This is a genomic window from Bacillus sp. 2D03, from assembly GCF_003946765.1.
Taxonomy (GTDB): domain Bacteria; phylum Bacillota; class Bacilli; order Bacillales; family Bacillaceae_G; genus Bacillus_A; species Bacillus_A cereus.
In genome coordinates, this window is record NZ_RPSJ01000005.1 from 110113 (window position 1) to 126886 (window position 16774).

The following is a 16774-nucleotide window of genomic DNA, read 5'->3' on the forward strand; positions in this document are numbered from 1 at the left end:
CTCGGTTTTTATTGTATAGGGGGAGAAGATGGAGTTTTTAGAGGTGTTAAGGAAGAAAAATATGAAGGTAAGAGAGTTTCAAAGTTGGGGTGTATATTTTCGAAAGCTCTGGGAGGATCACTTTGCAAATCATTTAAGTGATGAAGAAAAAGAAGACATTTTTCTTTATGGAGATAAGTATGGATGTGGGTATCTTTGGCACATATTTAGTTATGAGAAAAAGAAGTGTTTAGAGGGGAAAGAAGCAAAGAACGCGTTTCATAATGAAGTGAAAAAGGATTGCTACATTTTCTATCAACACTGTGATGAGGTACTGTTAATAAAGGATGCGAGTTTGTTACATATGGATGATATATTGTGTGAGACGGATGATATGTATAAGGGTGATATCTATATTGTAGATAAAGAGTTCAATTGGACTTTTGTAAAAACTCATGAACATAGATGGTGCGGCCCTTATTTTACTAAGAAATGTTAGTAGGTATACAAGCATGAAAGATAGAATAAGTTGATATAAGTGTTCGTATCATACTTGCGTTTCTTATCTATTAGCGTATGATGAAATATATATGTTTAAAAGGATGTGTAACGAAATGAGATGGATTGTATCACTTCTTGTAAATAGCGTTGTGTTAATCGCTGTATCGGGACTTTTAAAAGGGATTGCACCAGATGCATTTTACGTAGCAAATATACAAACTGCAATTATTGCGAGTATTATATTGGCGGTTTTAAATGTGTTCGTAAAGCCGTTTTTAATTTTAATTACGCTACCAATTACTGTTGTAACTTTCGGCTTCTTCTTAATTGTTATTAATGCGATTACGTTAAAAATAGCAGATTCATTATTAGGAGATGCTTTTAATATATCAGGATTTGGTGTAGCGATTGTTGCGGCAATTTGTATTTCAATTTTTAATATGATAATTGAAAAGGCAATTGTTGAGCCTCTATATGAAAAAAAGAGAAAGTGACAAAAAGAAAAACATTTCATTATTCGTATGAAATGTTTTTTTCTATTTATTAGAAACCGTATTTCTTGTTTCCAGAAAAAAATGGTACAATATCCGATAGAATGGAATTTTACATCAAACGAGACTGAACCCGCAGCGGAGTGGAGGTTTATACATATGCCGAAAGTAAGGACAAAAGATTTAATTGAACAATTTCAATTGGAGTTAATCAGTGGTGAAGAAGGTATTCATCGTCCAATTGATACAAGTGATTTATCACGACCTGGAATTGAAATGGCAGGATTTTTTACATACTATCCAGCAGATCGTGTGCAGCTTCTTGGTAAAACGGAGCTTACTTTCTTTGACACGTTAACGTCAGAGCAAAAACAAGAGAGAATGAAAGCGCTTTGTACTGAGGAGACGCCATGTATTATTGTAACTCGCAATCAAGATGTACCAGATGAGTTATTACAAGCATCACGTGAATCAGGTATGCCTTTATTACGTTCTTCTCAAACGACAACGAGATTATCAAGTCGTTTAACAAACTATTTAGAAGGTAAGTTAGCACCAACAACAGCTGTTCATGGTGTGTTAGTAGATATTTACGGCGTTGGTGTTTTAATTACAGGTCAAAGTGGTGTTGGTAAAAGTGAGACAGCTCTTGAGCTTGTAAAGCGTGGTCACCGTCTTGTTGCGGATGATAGTGTAGAAATTCGTCAAGAAGATGAAGACATGTTAGTCGGAAGTTCACCAGATTTAATTGAGCATTTATTAGAAATTCGTGGTCTAGGCATTATTAACGTTATGACGTTATTCGGTGCAGGGGCAGTGCGAAATTATAAGCGTATTACACTTGTTATTAATCTTGAAATTTGGGATCAAAAGAAAAATTACGATCGCTTAGGTCTTGATGAAGAGAAGATGAAGATTATTGATACAGAACTTACGAAGATTACACTTCCAGTTCGTCCTGGTCGAAACTTGGCTGTTATTATTGAAGTAGCAGCGATGAACTTCCGTTTGAAACGTATGGGAGTCAATGCAGCACAGCAGTTCTCTGAACGATTAATGAGTGCAATTGAGTTAGGAAATCAGGAGTAAACTTTGGAGAGGGAGGTCATATACATATGCTGTTAGCTTCTGTACCACAGCTTGACCGTGTAGCTATCCAACTTGGGCCGTTTCCTGTGTATTGGTACGGGATTATTATCGGTACAGGTGTGCTATTAGGTCTTTGGCTGGCAACTCGCGAGGGAGAAAGGCTAGGTATTCCAAAAGATACATTTGTTGACCTTGTATTAATTGCAGTACCGATCGCTATTCTTTTTGCGAGAATGTACTATGTTATTTTTGAATGGGAATATTACGCACAAAATCCGAGTCAAATTATTAATATTCGTCAAGGCGGTTTGGCGATTCATGGTGGTTTAATCGGAGCTGTTATTACCGGAATTCTTTTTGCGAAGCGACGCGGGGTTTCCTTCTGGAAGTTGGCTGATATTGCTGCACCAAGTATTTTACTAGGACAAGCAATTGGCCGATGGGGAAACTTTATGAACCAAGAGGCGCATGGTGATGAAGTAACGAGACAGTTTTTAGAAGGTCTTCATTTACCAGATTTCATTATTAATCAAATGTATATTGAGGGTGTGTACTATCATCCGACGTTTTTATATGAATCATTATGGAATTTTGCAGGTGTAATTTTACTACTTGCATTAAGAAAAGTGAATTTACGTCGCGGGGAGTTATTCTTCACATATTTAATTTGGTATTCAGTAGGACGCTTCTTCGTAGAAGGCTTACGTACAGATAGTTTAATGCTAGGACCACTTCGTATTGCACAAGTAATGTCAATTGGACTTGTTGTTATTTCTATTATTTTCATTATTGTGAGACGAAAAATGGGGCAAGCTGATAAAAGATATTTAGAAAATTAGAGACAAGTAGCATCTTATTATAAGATGCTGCTTCTTTCATATTCAGGAAGGCGAAAGGACTAAGGCGATGAGAATAAATACCGTGTTATTTGATTTAGATGGAACTTTAATTAATACAAATGAACTTATTATTTCTTCGTTTTTACATACTTTAAATACATATTATCCAAATCAATATAAGCGTGAAGATGTGTTGCCATTTATCGGTCCATCTTTGCATGATACTTTCAGCAAGATTGATGAAAGTAAGGTTGAAGAGATGATTACTAGCTATCGCAAATTTAACCATGATCATCATGATGAATTAGTAGAAGAATATGAAACTGTATATGAAACAGTTCGAGAGTTGAAGAAGCAAGGTTATAAAGTTGGTATTGTTACAACGAAAGCGAGACAAACCGTTGAGATGGGATTACAGTTGTCAAAGCTTGATGAATTTTTTGATGTTGTCGTGACAATTGATGATGTAGAGCATGTGAAACCACATCCGGAGCCACTTCAAAAAGCGCTTGAATTATTAGATGCAAAACCAGAAGAGGCATTGATGGTTGGGGATAATCATCATGATATTGTCGGTGGTCAAAATGCGGGGACGAAAACAGCTGCGGTTTCATGGACGTTGAAAGGTAGAGCGTATTTAGAGGCTTATAAGCCGGACTTTATGCTAGATAAAATGAGTGATTTGCTACCGATTTTGTCTAATATGAACCGTTCATAAAGGTCCAAGTAAGTTAGTAGAGGAGCGAGCTAAGTGCGACGGACAACGCGCTATTCTGTTTCAGGAGAAAATTCGTTATGGAATGTGTATAAAACAGTGTCTTTTTGGAAGGTAATGAAAAACTTTATTATTATCCAAATTGCGCGTTACACGCCATTTTTATCCGTAAAAAATTGGTTGTACCGCACTTTTTTACGGATGAAAGTAGGAAAGAAAACATCATTTGCGCTTATGGTAATGCCGGATATTATGTTCCCAGAAAAGATAACTGTGGGAGAGAATTCGATTATTGGCTATAACACAACGCTTTTAGCACATGAATATTTAATTCGTGAATATCGACTTGGCGAAATCGTCATTGGAAATGAAGTAATGATTGGAGCGAATGTAACAATATTACCAGGTGTGAAAATTGGAGACGGTGCGACTGTCTCAGCTGGCACACTTGTTCATAGAGATGTACCGAGCGGTGCTTTCGTAGGTGGAAATCCAATGCGTATTATTTATACGAAAGAGCAAATGACCGCAAGAGAAGGTTCATGGTGAAAATGTAACATTTCTCCTCTTTTTTTATGAATAAAAAGGAAATAATTGAGTATAATATACTGTTTTGTTTTTTACGGAATCGTTTATACTTATAGATAGAAGAATGTGTGAACGAAGAAAACAAAAAACTGGAGGATATATGGGGAAAAATCAAAGGATATATAAGGAGAACGGACAAGTTATCTCTTTTAATCAATTAGCAGACTTCTTTTATAAAAAAGGGATGAGAGCTTACAAAGGACAAAAATTGCAAGATGCAATTAAATATTTTCGAAGAGCGGCACAAAGTGAGAAGGAGCCGTTTATTTTATGTCAATTAGCATCAGTATTATCTGAGGCTGGTGAATATCAAGAATCGAATCAAATCTTCTTAAAGTTAGTTAGATCTAATCCAGAACTTGAACAGTGCTATTATTTTATTGCAAATAATTATGCATATATGGGGTTATTTCAACAGGCGAAGAAATATGCAGATCGTTATTTAGAAGTTGCAAAAGAGAAGGAATTCGTAGAAGATACATTAGAACTTCTTGAGATTATGGAAGAAGAAGCAATGGGTGCGGAAGAGATTGAAGATGAAGATGATTTAATTGTTATGCAGGAAGAAGCGAATCGCTATATTCGTAATGGACAATTGGAAGAAGCAATTGCTACATTAGAAATTGTTACGAAAGATTATCCGGAATTTTGGTCAGGTCATAATAATTTAGCCATTGCACATTTTCAATCTGGTAATGTAGACAAAGCACTGAAGTTAACAGAAATGATTTTAGAGAAAAACCCTGGTAATATACATGCGCTTTGTAATACGCTTATTTTTCTATATTCAATTGGAGAGCATAAACAAGTAGAGGCATTAGCGGGACAGCTAGTTTCGGTATATCCGATTTCATTTGAACATCGTTTGAAACTGGGAACTACACTCGCAACAATTGGTTATTTCGAGCATGCATATAAGTGGTTCAAACTATTAAAGCGTCAAGGATATGAGGGAGATGTTAGTTTTTATTATTGGTTTGCATATTCTGCGTATATGGTGAAAGATCAGCAACTAGCTGAAAAAATGTGGCAATATGTCGTGGAATTACATCCTGATAAAAAGGGAAAAGAACCGTGGAATGCGCTGAATTTAGCAGATGAAGGACAAAACGTGTTATTTGAAGAATTACGAAAATCATTTCAGCAAAGTGCGACGCTAGAAGAACAAATGCTAGCTTTATATTTAATGAATGAATTGTCAACGCCGGAGAAGGTTGGATTCTTCTTTGATATAACGCAAGCGAAGAACGGTGTTCCCATCGTATCGCAACTTGCAAAGTACTTCTTTTTACTTAATAGTCATAAGAGTATTCCAGCCGATTTACAGCAATTTGAGCAGTGCGCGAGAATTGCGGATGCATTATACAATTATACGAAAAAAGATGATGAATTAATTGAAGAGTGTTTACACTTTTGGTTTTGTACGTTCATACGTTTATATACATCTGGAGACATATTTACAAATGTGTACGGCTGGTCAGCTGCGATTGAATACATTGTACGCGGCGAACAAGGAAATAAAATGACACAGTCGGAGCTTGGAGATGTATATAATGTATCTGTAGCGACTGTCCGAAAGTATGTGCAAGCTGTTAAGCGTACGCACACATAAGATAAGCAAATCATTGGGAAAAAAATGATGCTAACAGTATAATGAGGGTAACTTAATTGTGTAGGAATGGATAGGAGTGAATAGTGTGTCAGAAGAAAAAATTTATGATGTCGTTATTATTGGTGCAGGACCAGCTGGTATGACAGCTGCAGTATATACATCTCGTGCAAATTTAAGCACATTAATGCTTGAGCGTGGTATTCCAGGTGGCCAAATGGCAAACACGGAAGATGTAGAAAACTACCCAGGTTATGAGTCTATTTTAGGACCAGATTTATCAAATAAAATGTTTGAGCATGCGAAGAAATTTGGTGCTGAATATGCATACGGTGATGTGAAAGAAGTCATCGATGGTAAAGAATACAAAACAATTATTGCTGGTAAAAAAGAATATAAAGCACGTGCAATTATCGTTGCAAGCGGTGCAGAGTATAAAAAAATTGGTGTACCGGGTGAAACAGAACTTGGCGGCCGCGGTGTATCATATTGTGCAGTATGTGACGGAGCATTCTTTAAAGGAAAAGAGCTTATCGTAATTGGCGGCGGAGATTCTGCTGTTGAAGAGGGTGTGTTCTTAACACGCTTCGCATCAAAAGTAACGATCGTTCACCGTCGTGACACGCTTCGTGCACAGAAAATTTTACAAGACCGTGCTTTCCAAAACGAAAAAGTAGATTTCATTTGGAATCACACTATAAAAGAAATCAACGAAGCAAGTGGTAAAGTAGGAAGTGTAACACTTGTGGACGTAAATAGTGGAGAAGAGAAAGAAGTCAAAACTGACGGCGTATTCGTATACATCGGTATGTTACCTTTATCAAAACCATTTGTTGAACTAGGTATTACAAATGAAAATGGTTACCTTGAAACGAACGAGCGTATGGAAACGAAAATCCCTGGTATTTTCGCAGCTGGTGATGTTCGTGAAAAAATGCTTCGTCAAATTGTAACTGCAACAGGTGACGGTAGTATTGCAGCGCAAAGTGCACAACATTACGTAGAAGAATTATTAGAGGAATTAAAAACTGTATCAGAAAAATAAGGGATAATATACCTTGTGAGAAGAAAGCTACCGACAGGAGCTTTCTTCTTTTTTTGTGTGAAAATGTCAAAGTTTTGTCAAAAAATATAAGGATTATAAGCTTTCTTATTGATATACTGGACTTTACGGAAAAAATCACTATAAGAAATGAGGAATTTATTCAGTATGGAATGGCGTAATATATATCGTGGATTTTGTATGGGCGTTAGTGATTTAATTCCTGGTGTGAGCGGCGGTACAATCGCTGTTGTGTTAGGGATTTATGAACAATTGCTTGCGGCAATTAGTGGATTCTTTAGTCGTGAATGGAAAAAACATTTAGGATTTTTAATTCCCCTTGCAGCTGGTGTGGCAGCGGCATTTTTAACGTTAAGTCACGTTATTAAATATTTACTTGCAAATCATTATGAACCGACTCAATTTTTCTTCCTCGGTTTAATTATTAGTATATTACCGATGTTAATGAGGGAAGCTGATGCAAAGTCGTCGTTTAAAGGTAAGCACATCGTTTTATTAATAGTTGCAGCAATTCTTGTTGCGATTACAGCTTTCTTTAAACCAGATAAGGCAGCAGATCCGATTACGACGTTAACAATTTTAAATGCAATTGGTTTATTTTTCGCAGGATGGATGGCTAGTATGGCCATGCTGCTTCCTGGAATCAGTGGATCGTTTATTTTATTAATTATTGGTGTGTATCCAACAGCAATTAACGCTTTAACTACACTTAACTTACCTTTAATCGTGGTTATCGGTGCTGGTGTTATGGTTGGATTTGTTGTAAGCAGTAAAGGCATTAGTTTTTTATTAGATCGTTATAAAAGTATGACATTTGCGGCAATTATTGGACTTGTAATCGGTTCGATTGTAATTGTATTCCCTGGGATTCCGACTGGTGGATTTTCAATTATAAGTTCAATTCTTACCTTTGTTTTAGGATTTGCGATTGTTACTTATTTCGGTAAGAAATAAGTACTTTAATCCCCTTGGCGATAAAAAGCGTTAAGGGGATTTTTCATGCTATTCATTAAAAGTCTAAGCTTGTTATAGAAAGCTTTTTTAAAATTGCTGAGTAGCATATGCTTAGCGAAAGAGGACTGGCTCCTTCGTTGTAGCAAACTGTTTTTGATAGTATAATGAAAGAAGTATGCAGTGAGGAATTTTACTGCAAGTAGCTGAGGTGAAGAAACATGCAAAGAGTGACAAACTGTGTGTTAATTAGAGATAATGAAGTACTCTTACTCCAAAAACCTCGCCGGAATTGGTGGGTTGCACCAGGCGGGAAAATGGAGCGTGGGGAGACTGTAAGAGATTCCGTTGTTCGCGAGTATCGTGAAGAAACAGGTATTTATTTGAAAAATCCAGCGTTAAAGGGGGTCTTCACCTTTGTCATCCAAGAAGGTGATAAAGTTGTTTCTGAATGGATGATGTTCTCCTTTTTAGCGACAGATTTTGCAGGAGAAAACAAACTAGAGAGCGAAGAAGGCATCATTGGTTGGCATACATTTGATAAAATTGATGATTTAGCAATGGCGCCAGGAGATTATCACATTATTGATTATTTAATTAAAGGAAATGGCATAATCTACGGTACATTTGTATATACCCCAGATTTTGAGTTGCTTTCATATCGATTAGATCCGAGTTAAACCGTCAAGGAGAGGATACGATGACAGAGAATAATGATATAAAAATGGTAATTATTACAGGGATGTCTGGAGCTGGAAAAACAGTAGCTTTACAAAGTTTTGAAGATTTAGGATATTTTTGTGTAGATAATTTACCACCGATGTTATTGCCAAAGTTTATTGAGCTTATGGCGGATTCAAAAGGGAAAATGAATAAAGTGGCACTTGGTATTGATTTACGTGGCCGCGAGTTTTTCGAACATTTATGGGGAGCACTTGATGATTTATCAGAACGTACATGGATTATTCCTCATATTTTATTTTTAGATGCGAAAGATAGTACGCTTGTAACTCGTTATAAAGAAACGAGACGTTCGCATCCACTTGCACCAACTGGTTTGCCGTTAAAGGGAATCGAAGCAGAGCGCAATTTATTAACAGATATGAAAGCACGAGCGAATATTGTGCTTGATACATCGGATTTAAAACCAAAAGAATTACGTGAAAAAATTGTTCACTTGTTCTCAACAGAAACTGAGCAAGCATTTCGTGTAAATGTTATGTCATTTGGATTTAAGTACGGTATTCCAATTGATGCAGATTTAGTATTTGATGTTCGTTTTTTACCAAATCCATATTACATTCCACATATGAAGCCATTAACAGGACTAGATGAAGAAGTTTCTTCGTATGTACTGAAATTTAATGAGACACATAAGTTTTTAGAGAAGTTGACGGATCTGATTACTTTCATGCTGCCTCATTATAAAAGAGAAGGCAAAAGTCAACTTGTAATTGCAATTGGATGTACAGGTGGACAGCATCGTTCTGTTACGCTTACAGAATACCTTGGGAAACATTTGAAACCAGAGTATAGTGTTCATGTATCTCATCGTGATGTGGAGAAGAGAAAGGGCCATTAAGGGATGAAAAAAGAGAGAAAGCCTAAAATTGTCATCATGGGAGGCGGAACTGGACTCTCTGTTTTATTAAGAGGATTAAAGCAATATCCTGTTGATATTACAGCAGTTGTTACAATTGCTGATGATGGTGGCAGTTCAGGTAGATTACGTGATGAGCTAGAAATTCCACCTCCAGGTGACATCCGTAACGTACTTGTTGCGTTATCGGATGTAGAGCCATTGGTGGAAGCTTTATTTCAGCACCGTTTCACAACAGGAGACGGACTGAAAGGTCATGCGTTAGGAAATCTATTGTTGGCAGGTATGACCTCGATTACAGGAGACTTTTTCCATGCAATTACGGAAACAAGTAAAGTATTAAATGTCAGAGGACGTGTATTACCAGCAGCGAATCAAAGTGCGGTACTTCATGCGGAACTTGAAGATGGAGAAATTGTAACAGGTGAATCAAAGATTCCTTATTACGGAAAGAAGATTAATCGCGTCTTTTTGACTCCAGAAGATGTAGAGCCATTGCATGAAACGTTGGCTGAGATTAAACGAGCTGATTTACTTGTTTTCGGCCCAGGAAGTTTGTATACGAGTATATTACCCAATTTAGTTGTTAACAAAATTGGAGACGCTGTTCTTGCTGCAAAGGCGAAGAAGGTATATGTATGTAACGTTATGACACAAGCGGGTGAAACGATGGGATATACTGCTTTTGATCATGTGCAGGCGTTACACGATCATTTAGGGCAACCATTTATCAATACTGCAATTGTAAATAACCGTGAGATTCCTTGTGAATTACGTAAGTTATATGATGAAGAAATGTCTACACCAGTTGTAGTGGATGAAGAACGTTTTGTTGAAAATAATATTGATGTTATTCAAGAGGGATTAGCGAAGTATGATGATCATGTTGTAAGGCATGATACGTTAAAGTTAGCTTCGATTTTATATTCATTGTTATAAATATGCGTTGCCTCGTTTGAGGTAGCGCTCCTCATTCATATAGGACAAGAATTTTGTTCCGCAATAATCGTATAAGGAGGTGTTGACTGTGTCATTTGCATCAGAAACAAAGAAAGAGTTGACGAATCTTGAGATGAAGGAATGCTGTGAGAAAGCAGAATTATCAGCGCTACTTCGAATGAACGGGTCGCTTTCTTTTTCAAACCGCCGTCTATCTATCGATATTCAAACGGAAAATGCGGCAATTGCAAGAAGGATTTATACGCTTTTGAAAAAAGGATATGACGTGACGGTAGAATTACTTGTTCGTAAAAAAATGCGATTGAAGAAAAATAATGTATATATTGTGCGGCTTGTTGAGAAGTCTCGCGAAATATTAGCTGATCTTCATATCGTTCGAGATGACTTTTCATTTATTCGAAATATATCACAAGAACTGATTGAGAAGAAGTGTTGTAAACGATCGTATTTACGCGGAGCATTTTTAGCAGGTGGTTCAGTAAATAACCCAGAAACATCATCTTATCATTTAGAAATCTTTTCGTTATATAAGGAACATAATGATGCTATATGTGAACTGATGAACGGATTTGATTTAAATAGTAAGACGCTGGAGAGAAGAAAAGGGTACATTACGTATTTGAAAGAAGCAGAAAAAATTACAGAGTTTTTAAATATTATAGGTGCTCATAATGCACTTTTAAGATTTGAAGATATTCGAATCGTACGTGATATGCGTAATTCTGTAAATCGTTTAGTGAACTGCGAAACAGCTAATTTAAATAAAACAATTGGTGCAGCACTAAGGCAGATTGAAAATATTCGTTACATTGATGAGACAGTTGGTCTTGATATATTGCCGGATAAACTACAAGAGATTGCACAATTACGAAGAGATTATCAAGATGTAACATTGAAAGAGTTAGGTGAGATGGTATCCGGGGGGAAGATTAGTAAGTCGGGTATTAATCATCGTTTGCGTAAAATCGATGAAATTGCAGAGAAATTACGCGCGGGGGAAACGGTAGCAAAAAAATAAGAGGTTAAAGGGGAAATGGAGCTGTGGTTCAAAAAAGAGTTCAGGTTTCATTAAAAAACGGTTTACAAGCACGTCCGGCTGCGTTGTTTGTACAAGAGGCAAATCGCTTTCATGCAGATATCTTCATCGAGAAAGATGGAAAGACAGTAAATGCAAAGAGCATAATGGGGATTATGAGCTTAGCAATTGGAACTGGAAGCATGATAACAATTACAACAGAAGGTTCAGATGCAGAAGAGGCTTTAGAAGCATTAGCTGCATATGTACAATAAAAAGCTATCGCGTATATGCGATAGCTTTTTTGTTTTGTTGTCTGTGCGAATTAGCGGGGAGGGGTATTTAAGGGGGATGTGCTTGTCGAGGATTGTCGGTAAGTCGATAAGTGGTGTCGAAACGTCGATATATTAAAATAATCGCCGATATAATCGGAGTTACGGTCGATATATTTGAAAAATCGCTGATATATTTAGGTGAATACCAGGATGGGTATCCAGACGGAGGTGCATGATAATAAAAAAGCGCCCTATTACAGGGCGCTTTTTTATGTATCTAGCTTCAGCGGCTAGAATCTCCGGTCGCTTCGCCCCTTCATTCGAGGCAAAAAGCGCCTCGGAATCAGGGGCTCCATCGCCCTGCGATTCTGAACGAGCTGCTTCCGCTTTTAGTTATTAACGATTTGTAAAGATCTTATCGATTAAACCGTATTCTAAAGCTTTTTCCGCTGTCATGAAGTTGTCGCGGTCTGTGTCGCGTTGTAGTACTTCAAGTGGTTGACCAGTGCGGTCAGCAAGAATTTGGTTTAGTTTTTCACGTAAGAATAGGATACGTTTTGCAGCGATTTCGATTTCAGTCGCTTGACCTTGTGCTCCTCCAAGTGGTTGGTGAATCATTACTTCACTGTTTGGAAGTGCATAACGTTTTCCTTTTTCACCTGCTGCAAGTAAGAATGCACCCATAGATGCTGCCATACCGATACAGATTGTTGATACTTGTGGCTTAATAAACTGCATTGTATCATAGATTGCCATACCTGCTGTGATAGAACCACCAGGGCTGTTGATGTAGATGTGAATATCTTTTTCTGGATCTTGAGATTCCAAGAATAAAAGCTGGGAAACGATTGAGTTAGCTACGTTGTCATCAATTGCACTACCAAGCATAATGATGCGGTCTTTTAATAGTCGAGAGTAAATATCGTAAGCGCGTTCTCCACGATTTGTTTGTTCAATTACTGTAGGAATTAAATTCATCTGTTATTTCCTCCTTATAAAGCTTTCTTAGTCTTATAATACAATTATGGTCAATAAAGGTCAAACGAAACCACTTTAAATCAAAAAAATATGTAGTTGTACTATGAAATATTCGCTATGTTTTCGAAATTCCCTGCTTATGTATCTTCAACATCATAACCGAATTACATAAATTTAAACGTTATAAAAACTGGAGAAAAAAGAAAAGAACGCCTTTTAACTGAAGCGTTCTTTCGATAATTAGTCTTTTAAAAGATAGGTTACTTTATTTAAAATCTTTTCGATTTGTTTCGCGTTTTTACTATACATTTCGCTTGCTGATTTCGACTTTGTTTCTAGGGAAAATAGTTCAAGATCAGCATGACATTTTTTTAAAGATGCTAATAATAAAGGTTTGTTTTGAGGAGAAGGCGTTTGGAGTTTGTCATTGTAAATGTCGATAGTAAGTTGTCCGTATGAATCCACTTGACCGAGGAAGACATTTTCAATAACAACACCGAGTTTTTCTAATTCTGAATGTAGCCAAGCGCGGTTATGTCCGCTTGCTGAAAGAGGTTCATCTAGTATATTTCCATCCATAATAACAGTTTGTGGTTCTTTCTCGTTTGGTACTTTTAAACCGATGTCTTTTGCTGTAAGTGGCTGGGAATCTTTCTTTAATAATACATTTAATTCTCCGCTCGGTTCTAAGACAGCAAATTCGACTTCAGCTACGCTGAACGCACTTTTTCCACGGAGAAGTTCCAGTAATTCGTCACTCGTATATTTTTCTTTCTTTAAGTTATCTTCGAGTATCTTTCCGTCTTTTATTAATACGGTAGATTTCCCTTCAAAGAAGTCCCGAGCTGTTTTGTTCTTTAAAGAGAGGATTCCTGTTAAAAAAGGTACCACAGCGAAAATGAGTATCGCAAAGACGCCGTGAAAAAATTTTGAATCGAGCCCTGTAGATACTTGGGCAGCGATGTCACCAATCGTCATTCCGGCTATGTATTCAAAAAAGGAAAGCTGAGAGATTTGTCTTTTGCCTAACCATTTCGTAATAGCGAATAAAATAATTAATATGAATACAGAGCGAAGAATGACAAGTGTCCATTCCGGCAGGTGAGACATAGTCGTTTCCTCCAGTCTACTTAAAACCCTTTATATTGAGGTTCTTCACGTTCTAATACTGAAATTCTATCCTTTAAATCAGCGATGACGCTGTCCATTTCTAACATACATTCATGAAATACGCGTTTTGATTCTTCGTCTTGTGAATTTAATGAAAGGGAGCTTAAACTTGCTTGAGCGCCCCTTACACTAGCAAGGCAAGTTTTTACGCTAGCGATAACAGTCATATAAACACCTCTTATCCTTTCGGTTTGAATAACAATGCTCCAATGAAGCCGAAAATAATAGCCGCTGATACACCGGCGCTCGTTACTTTAAACATGCCGGTAATAACGCCAACGATGCCATGTTTTGCAGCTTCTTCCATTGCGCCATGAACGAGGGCATTACCAAAGCTTGTAATAGGTACAGTTGCCCCGGCTCCAGCGAAATCAATTAATGGCTCATACAAATTAAATCCATCTAATATAGCTCCAGCAACAACGAGTGTTGCCATTGTATGAGCAGGTGTTAGTTTGCCGACATCAAACATAAGTTGGCCGATTACACATATGAGTCCGCCAATGACGAAAGCCCAGAAAAAAATCATTGCGTTGCACCTCCAAATTCAATCGAAACGGCGTGAGCGATACACGGAATCGTTTCTTCTTGTTGGAATGTAAGTGGAGATAGTAAAGCGCCTGTCGCAACGACAAGTATTTTTTTGAACTCTCCTCTTTTCATTCGGTTTAATAAATGACCGTACACGACTGTTGCGGAACATCCAGGTCCGCTAGCACCAGCTATGACAGGTTGTCCTTCTCTATAAATGATAATTCCGCAATCTTGAAATTGTTCGCTCGTTACTTTCGTTCCGTGTTTATGTAGTAAGTCATAAGCAATTTCGCGTCCTACATGTCCCAGATCGCCTGTTACGATTAAATCGTAGTAAGAGGCATCAATTTGACGTTCACGTAAATGGGCTTCAATTGTATCAACTGCAGCTGGAGCCATTGCGCCTCCCATATTAAACGGATCCGTTAATCCCATATCAACCACTCGGCCGATTGTTGCAGAGGTTACTCTTGGACCGTGTCCAGTATCGCTTAAAATAGCGGCTCCTGCTCCGGTTACTGTCCACTGTGCAGTAGGCGGCTTTTGTCCACCGTATTCGGTAGGGTAGCGGAACTGTTTTTCTACAGCTGTATTATGGCTTGAAGCTCCAGTTAATAAATATTTTGCACCTTTTGCATTTACGATACTTGCCCCAAGTGCTAAACCTTCCATAGAAGTAGAGCAAGCCCCGAATAATCCGAGATAAGGAGTCCCAAGTGTGCGGCAAGCAAAGCTTGTTGGAGTAATTTGATTAATTAAATCTCCTGCGAGTACGAATTGAATATCATCTTTACGAAGCTCTGCTTTTTCAGTAGCGCGACTACAAGCTTCTTCGAATAAAATCTTATGTGCTTTTTCATAGGAATCTTGTCCGAGCCATAAATCTTCATGAAGGATATCGAAGTCTTCTGGGATGTTTCCCTTTGCTTCAAATGGTCCACCGACAACCCCTGTTGAGATAATGACTGGTTTGTTTTCAAATACCCACGTTCGGTGTCCTTGTAACATTTATAGCCCTCCCCATTGAACGAGAATAGTTTTAATAAGTGCGATGACGAAAGCGGAAAATACACCAAATAAAATAACAGAACCAGCTAGTTTAAACATATTGCCGCCAACGCCAAGGACAAATCCTTCCGTTCGATGCTCAATACATGCGGCAATAACAGAGTTACCAAATCCAGTAACAGGTACAGCTGTACCAGCACCGGCAAACTGTCCAAAACGATCATATATACCAAATCCAGTTAGTAACATGGAGATGAAAATGAGAGTTGCGACTGTTGGATTGCCTGCTGAGCGTTCAGTGAAATCAAAATATGTGATGTAAAAAGTAGAAATGAGTTGTCCGATGAAGCAAATAAAACCACCGACGAAAAAGGCTTTTATACAATTTTTTAAGACAGGTCGTTTCGGTTCGCGTTCTTGTTCGAATTTTTTATACTCCTGTTGTACAGGGGTTAAGTTTTTATCTTTACTAGACATTGCAATCCTTCCTTTTCTTTTAAAAAGCGTTAAGTGTTAGACTCCATTTTTTTACCAATGAATTTTAATTGTTTATTAATTTCATCTTTAGATACTTCTTTTTCCTTAATTTTTCTTTCGAGTTTTTCGAGTAACATAAAGATTTTTTTATCTGTACTGACACGAACATCGAAAGTAGGGTGCTCATCACTTAGTTGCTTTTGAAGTTTGCTACGCAGCGGCTTTAATCCAAACCTTTCGTGATGCTCAGGTGTAACTGCTATGTAGAGATCTAAATTTGAATTCACTGCTGTGCTTTTTATAATTTCATCCATAGCGAGAGCTCTTTTCTTCGCTCCTTGTGATATAGATTGATTAAAGGATTCCGTACTCGTCTTTGTTAATTTTGGACCTTTTTCTTTCTCCGTTCGTTTTGCTTCTTCTTTCACTTTTTTATCTAAAGGACTATTATCACATCCGGTAAAAGAGCTAAATAGAAGTGCAAATAATGCGGTTATGAGGCCGAGTTTTCGCATAATTATCATTCCATTTCTATTGCAATATGTAATGTGATAGAAAAAGGATGACTGCATATCATCCTTTTTCTATTTCACAGCAAGATTGGTTCGTTATTGCTGTGAGTATTGTGGTTCTTCTTGTTGGACTTCTTCAACACGTGGGTTTAAAGAATCGATAATCGTTTGTGTTTGCTGCGCAGCTGTTTGGAAAAGTTGCTTAGCTTGTTGGTTATCCGTATCAAGAGCGAATCCCTCTAAGCTAGCTTGGGCACTTTTTAATCCAGAAACAGTCTGCTTTAATTTTGTAATTACAGTCATTGAATGAAGCCCCCTTTGGAATATCAATTCAAAGATTATAATTTGTGAGTTGGGGAGAATTTATGATTGGAAAATTTAGGGGTGGAATGGATTTTATATGCTTTTAGCTAAGATGCA

The 16774-nt window shown here is 37.4% G+C and carries 22 protein-coding genes; 14 read left to right on the plus strand and 8 right to left on the minus strand.

What is annotated here, in order from left to right; all coding sequences use genetic code 11:
- The first annotated feature begins 28 nt into the window (after positions 1 to 28).
- From EBQ15_RS13320 to EBQ15_RS13385, 14 genes are all read left to right on the plus strand, one after another.
- Entirely contained in the window at positions 29 to 478 is a 450-nt protein-coding gene (locus EBQ15_RS13320) for a DUF4275 family protein (protein WP_000394743.1), read from the plus strand.
- Between the two features lie 115 nt (positions 479 to 593).
- Entirely contained in the window at positions 594 to 974 is a 381-nt protein-coding gene (locus EBQ15_RS13325) for a phage holin family protein (RefSeq protein WP_001267308.1), read from the plus strand.
- Between the two features lie 156 nt (positions 975 to 1130).
- A complete protein-coding gene (gene hprK / locus EBQ15_RS13330; RefSeq protein ID WP_001127250.1) occupies positions 1131 to 2060 on the plus strand; it encodes an HPr(Ser) kinase/phosphatase in 930 nt (309 codons plus the stop codon).
- A gap of 26 nt (positions 2061 to 2086) precedes the next feature.
- The gene (lgt, locus tag EBQ15_RS13335) at positions 2087 to 2899 is read left to right on the plus strand and encodes a prolipoprotein diacylglyceryl transferase (protein WP_000922848.1); all 813 of its coding nucleotides are present in this window, start codon (positions 2087 to 2089) and stop codon (positions 2897 to 2899) included.
- 67 nt (positions 2900 to 2966) lie between these two features.
- A complete protein-coding gene (gene ppaX, locus EBQ15_RS13340) occupies positions 2967 to 3617 on the plus strand; it encodes a pyrophosphatase PpaX (RefSeq protein ID WP_002097946.1) in 651 nt (216 codons plus the stop codon).
- Positions 3618 to 3650: 33 nt separating this feature from the next.
- Positions 3651 to 4163: an acyltransferase gene (locus EBQ15_RS13345; protein WP_001255088.1), complete on the plus strand. Its 513-nt coding sequence runs from the start codon at positions 3651 to 3653 to the stop codon at positions 4161 to 4163.
- 139 nt (positions 4164 to 4302) lie between these two features.
- Positions 4303 to 5814, plus strand: coding sequence for a tetratricopeptide repeat protein (locus EBQ15_RS13350; protein ID WP_000517720.1), 1512 nt, complete (start codon positions 4303 to 4305; stop codon positions 5812 to 5814).
- Positions 5815 to 5899: 85 nt separating this feature from the next.
- The gene (gene trxB, locus EBQ15_RS13355) at positions 5900 to 6856 is read left to right on the plus strand and encodes a thioredoxin-disulfide reductase (protein WP_001288078.1); all 957 of its coding nucleotides are present in this window, start codon (positions 5900 to 5902) and stop codon (positions 6854 to 6856) included.
- A 165-nt stretch (positions 6857 to 7021) separates the two neighbouring features.
- On the plus strand, positions 7022 to 7828 hold the full coding sequence (locus EBQ15_RS13360) for a DUF368 domain-containing protein (protein ID WP_000455198.1): 807 nt from the start codon (positions 7022 to 7024) through the stop codon (positions 7826 to 7828).
- 218 nt (positions 7829 to 8046) lie between these two features.
- A complete protein-coding gene (locus EBQ15_RS13365) occupies positions 8047 to 8505 on the plus strand; it encodes an NUDIX hydrolase (RefSeq protein ID WP_001190080.1) in 459 nt (152 codons plus the stop codon).
- Between the two features lie 20 nt (positions 8506 to 8525).
- Positions 8526 to 9407: an RNase adapter RapZ gene (gene rapZ / locus EBQ15_RS13370; RefSeq protein WP_000138459.1), complete on the plus strand. Its 882-nt coding sequence runs from the start codon at positions 8526 to 8528 to the stop codon at positions 9405 to 9407.
- Positions 9408 to 9410: 3 nt separating this feature from the next.
- Positions 9411 to 10364 carry a gluconeogenesis factor YvcK family protein gene (locus EBQ15_RS13375; RefSeq protein WP_000712186.1) on the plus strand — a complete coding sequence of 318 codons (954 nt, stop codon included), beginning with the start codon at positions 9411 to 9413 and terminating at the stop codon, positions 10362 to 10364.
- An 88-nt stretch (positions 10365 to 10452) separates the two neighbouring features.
- On the plus strand, positions 10453 to 11403 hold the full coding sequence (whiA, locus tag EBQ15_RS13380; RefSeq protein ID WP_000006560.1) for a DNA-binding protein WhiA: 951 nt from the start codon (positions 10453 to 10455) through the stop codon (positions 11401 to 11403).
- Between the two features lie 23 nt (positions 11404 to 11426).
- On the plus strand, positions 11427 to 11675 hold the full coding sequence (locus EBQ15_RS13385; RefSeq protein ID WP_000250307.1) for an HPr family phosphocarrier protein: 249 nt from the start codon (positions 11427 to 11429) through the stop codon (positions 11673 to 11675).
- Between the two features lie 396 nt (positions 11676 to 12071).
- On the opposite strand, the gene clpP is transcribed toward EBQ15_RS13385, so the two are convergent.
- From clpP to EBQ15_RS13430, 8 genes are all read right to left on the minus strand, one after another.
- Complete coding sequence (gene clpP / locus EBQ15_RS13395) at positions 12072 to 12653, minus strand: ATP-dependent Clp endopeptidase proteolytic subunit ClpP (protein ID WP_001049162.1); 582 nt, start codon at positions 12651 to 12653, stop codon at positions 12072 to 12074.
- Positions 12654 to 12893: 240 nt separating this feature from the next.
- The gene (locus tag EBQ15_RS13400; RefSeq protein ID WP_000018920.1) at positions 12894 to 13763 is read right to left on the minus strand and encodes a DUF421 domain-containing protein; all 870 of its coding nucleotides are present in this window, start codon (positions 13761 to 13763) and stop codon (positions 12894 to 12896) included.
- Positions 13764 to 13783: 20 nt separating this feature from the next.
- A complete protein-coding gene (locus EBQ15_RS13405; RefSeq protein WP_000215909.1) occupies positions 13784 to 13990 on the minus strand; it encodes a DUF1657 domain-containing protein in 207 nt (68 codons plus the stop codon).
- 11 nt (positions 13991 to 14001) lie between these two features.
- Complete coding sequence (gene spoVAE, locus EBQ15_RS13410; RefSeq protein ID WP_000575919.1) at positions 14002 to 14352, minus strand: stage V sporulation protein AE; 351 nt, start codon at positions 14350 to 14352, stop codon at positions 14002 to 14004.
- A complete protein-coding gene (gene spoVAD, locus EBQ15_RS13415; protein ID WP_000938972.1) occupies positions 14349 to 15365 on the minus strand; it encodes a stage V sporulation protein AD in 1017 nt (338 codons plus the stop codon). Before spoVAD ends, spoVAE begins: the two co-directional genes overlap by 4 nt.
- The gene (gene spoVAC / locus EBQ15_RS13420) at positions 15366 to 15842 is read right to left on the minus strand and encodes a stage V sporulation protein AC (protein ID WP_000095399.1); all 477 of its coding nucleotides are present in this window, start codon (positions 15840 to 15842) and stop codon (positions 15366 to 15368) included.
- 29 nt (positions 15843 to 15871) lie between these two features.
- On the minus strand, positions 15872 to 16357 hold the full coding sequence (locus EBQ15_RS13425) for a YhcN/YlaJ family sporulation lipoprotein (protein ID WP_001228546.1): 486 nt from the start codon (positions 16355 to 16357) through the stop codon (positions 15872 to 15874).
- Between the two features lie 93 nt (positions 16358 to 16450).
- A complete protein-coding gene (locus EBQ15_RS13430) occupies positions 16451 to 16657 on the minus strand; it encodes a DUF1657 domain-containing protein (RefSeq protein ID WP_000216166.1) in 207 nt (68 codons plus the stop codon).
- Positions 16658 to 16774: the final 117 nt, after the last annotated feature.

Excerpts from the sequence above, each read along its gene's own strand:
- rapZ (WP_000138459.1), top strand. The coding sequence starts at position 8,526 with ATGACAGAGAATAATGATATAAAAATGGTAATTATTACAGGGATGTCT.
- EBQ15_RS13430 (WP_000216166.1), bottom strand. The coding sequence starts at position 16,657 with ATGACTGTAATTACAAAATTAAAGCAGACTGTTTCTGGATTAAAAAGT.
- lgt (WP_000922848.1), top strand. The coding sequence starts at position 2,087 with ATGCTGTTAGCTTCTGTACCACAGCTTGACCGTGTAGCTATCCAACTT.
- ppaX (WP_002097946.1), top strand. The coding sequence starts at position 2,967 with ATGAGAATAAATACCGTGTTATTTGATTTAGATGGAACTTTAATTAAT.
- EBQ15_RS13350 (WP_000517720.1), top strand. The coding sequence starts at position 4,303 with ATGGGGAAAAATCAAAGGATATATAAGGAGAACGGACAAGTTATCTCT.
- EBQ15_RS13365 (WP_001190080.1), top strand. The coding sequence starts at position 8,047 with ATGCAAAGAGTGACAAACTGTGTGTTAATTAGAGATAATGAAGTACTC.
- EBQ15_RS13425 (WP_001228546.1), bottom strand. The coding sequence starts at position 16,357 with ATGCGAAAACTCGGCCTCATAACCGCATTATTTGCACTTCTATTTAGC.
- spoVAC (WP_000095399.1), bottom strand. The coding sequence starts at position 15,842 with ATGTCTAGTAAAGATAAAAACTTAACCCCTGTACAACAGGAGTATAAA.
- EBQ15_RS13405 (WP_000215909.1), bottom strand. The coding sequence starts at position 13,990 with ATGACTGTTATCGCTAGCGTAAAAACTTGCCTTGCTAGTGTAAGGGGC.
- EBQ15_RS13320 (WP_000394743.1), top strand. The coding sequence starts at position 29 with ATGGAGTTTTTAGAGGTGTTAAGGAAGAAAAATATGAAGGTAAGAGAG.
- EBQ15_RS13375 (WP_000712186.1), top strand. The coding sequence starts at position 9,411 with ATGAAAAAAGAGAGAAAGCCTAAAATTGTCATCATGGGAGGCGGAACT.
- spoVAD (WP_000938972.1), bottom strand. The coding sequence starts at position 15,365 with ATGTTACAAGGACACCGAACGTGGGTATTTGAAAACAAACCAGTCATT.
- spoVAE (WP_000575919.1), bottom strand. The coding sequence starts at position 14,352 with ATGATTTTTTTCTGGGCTTTCGTCATTGGCGGACTCATATGTGTAATC.
- EBQ15_RS13325 (WP_001267308.1), top strand. The coding sequence starts at position 594 with ATGAGATGGATTGTATCACTTCTTGTAAATAGCGTTGTGTTAATCGCT.
- hprK (WP_001127250.1), top strand. The coding sequence starts at position 1,131 with ATGCCGAAAGTAAGGACAAAAGATTTAATTGAACAATTTCAATTGGAG.
- EBQ15_RS13360 (WP_000455198.1), top strand. The coding sequence starts at position 7,022 with ATGGAATGGCGTAATATATATCGTGGATTTTGTATGGGCGTTAGTGAT.
- clpP (WP_001049162.1), bottom strand. The coding sequence starts at position 12,653 with ATGAATTTAATTCCTACAGTAATTGAACAAACAAATCGTGGAGAACGC.
- EBQ15_RS13400 (WP_000018920.1), bottom strand. The coding sequence starts at position 13,763 with ATGTCTCACCTGCCGGAATGGACACTTGTCATTCTTCGCTCTGTATTC.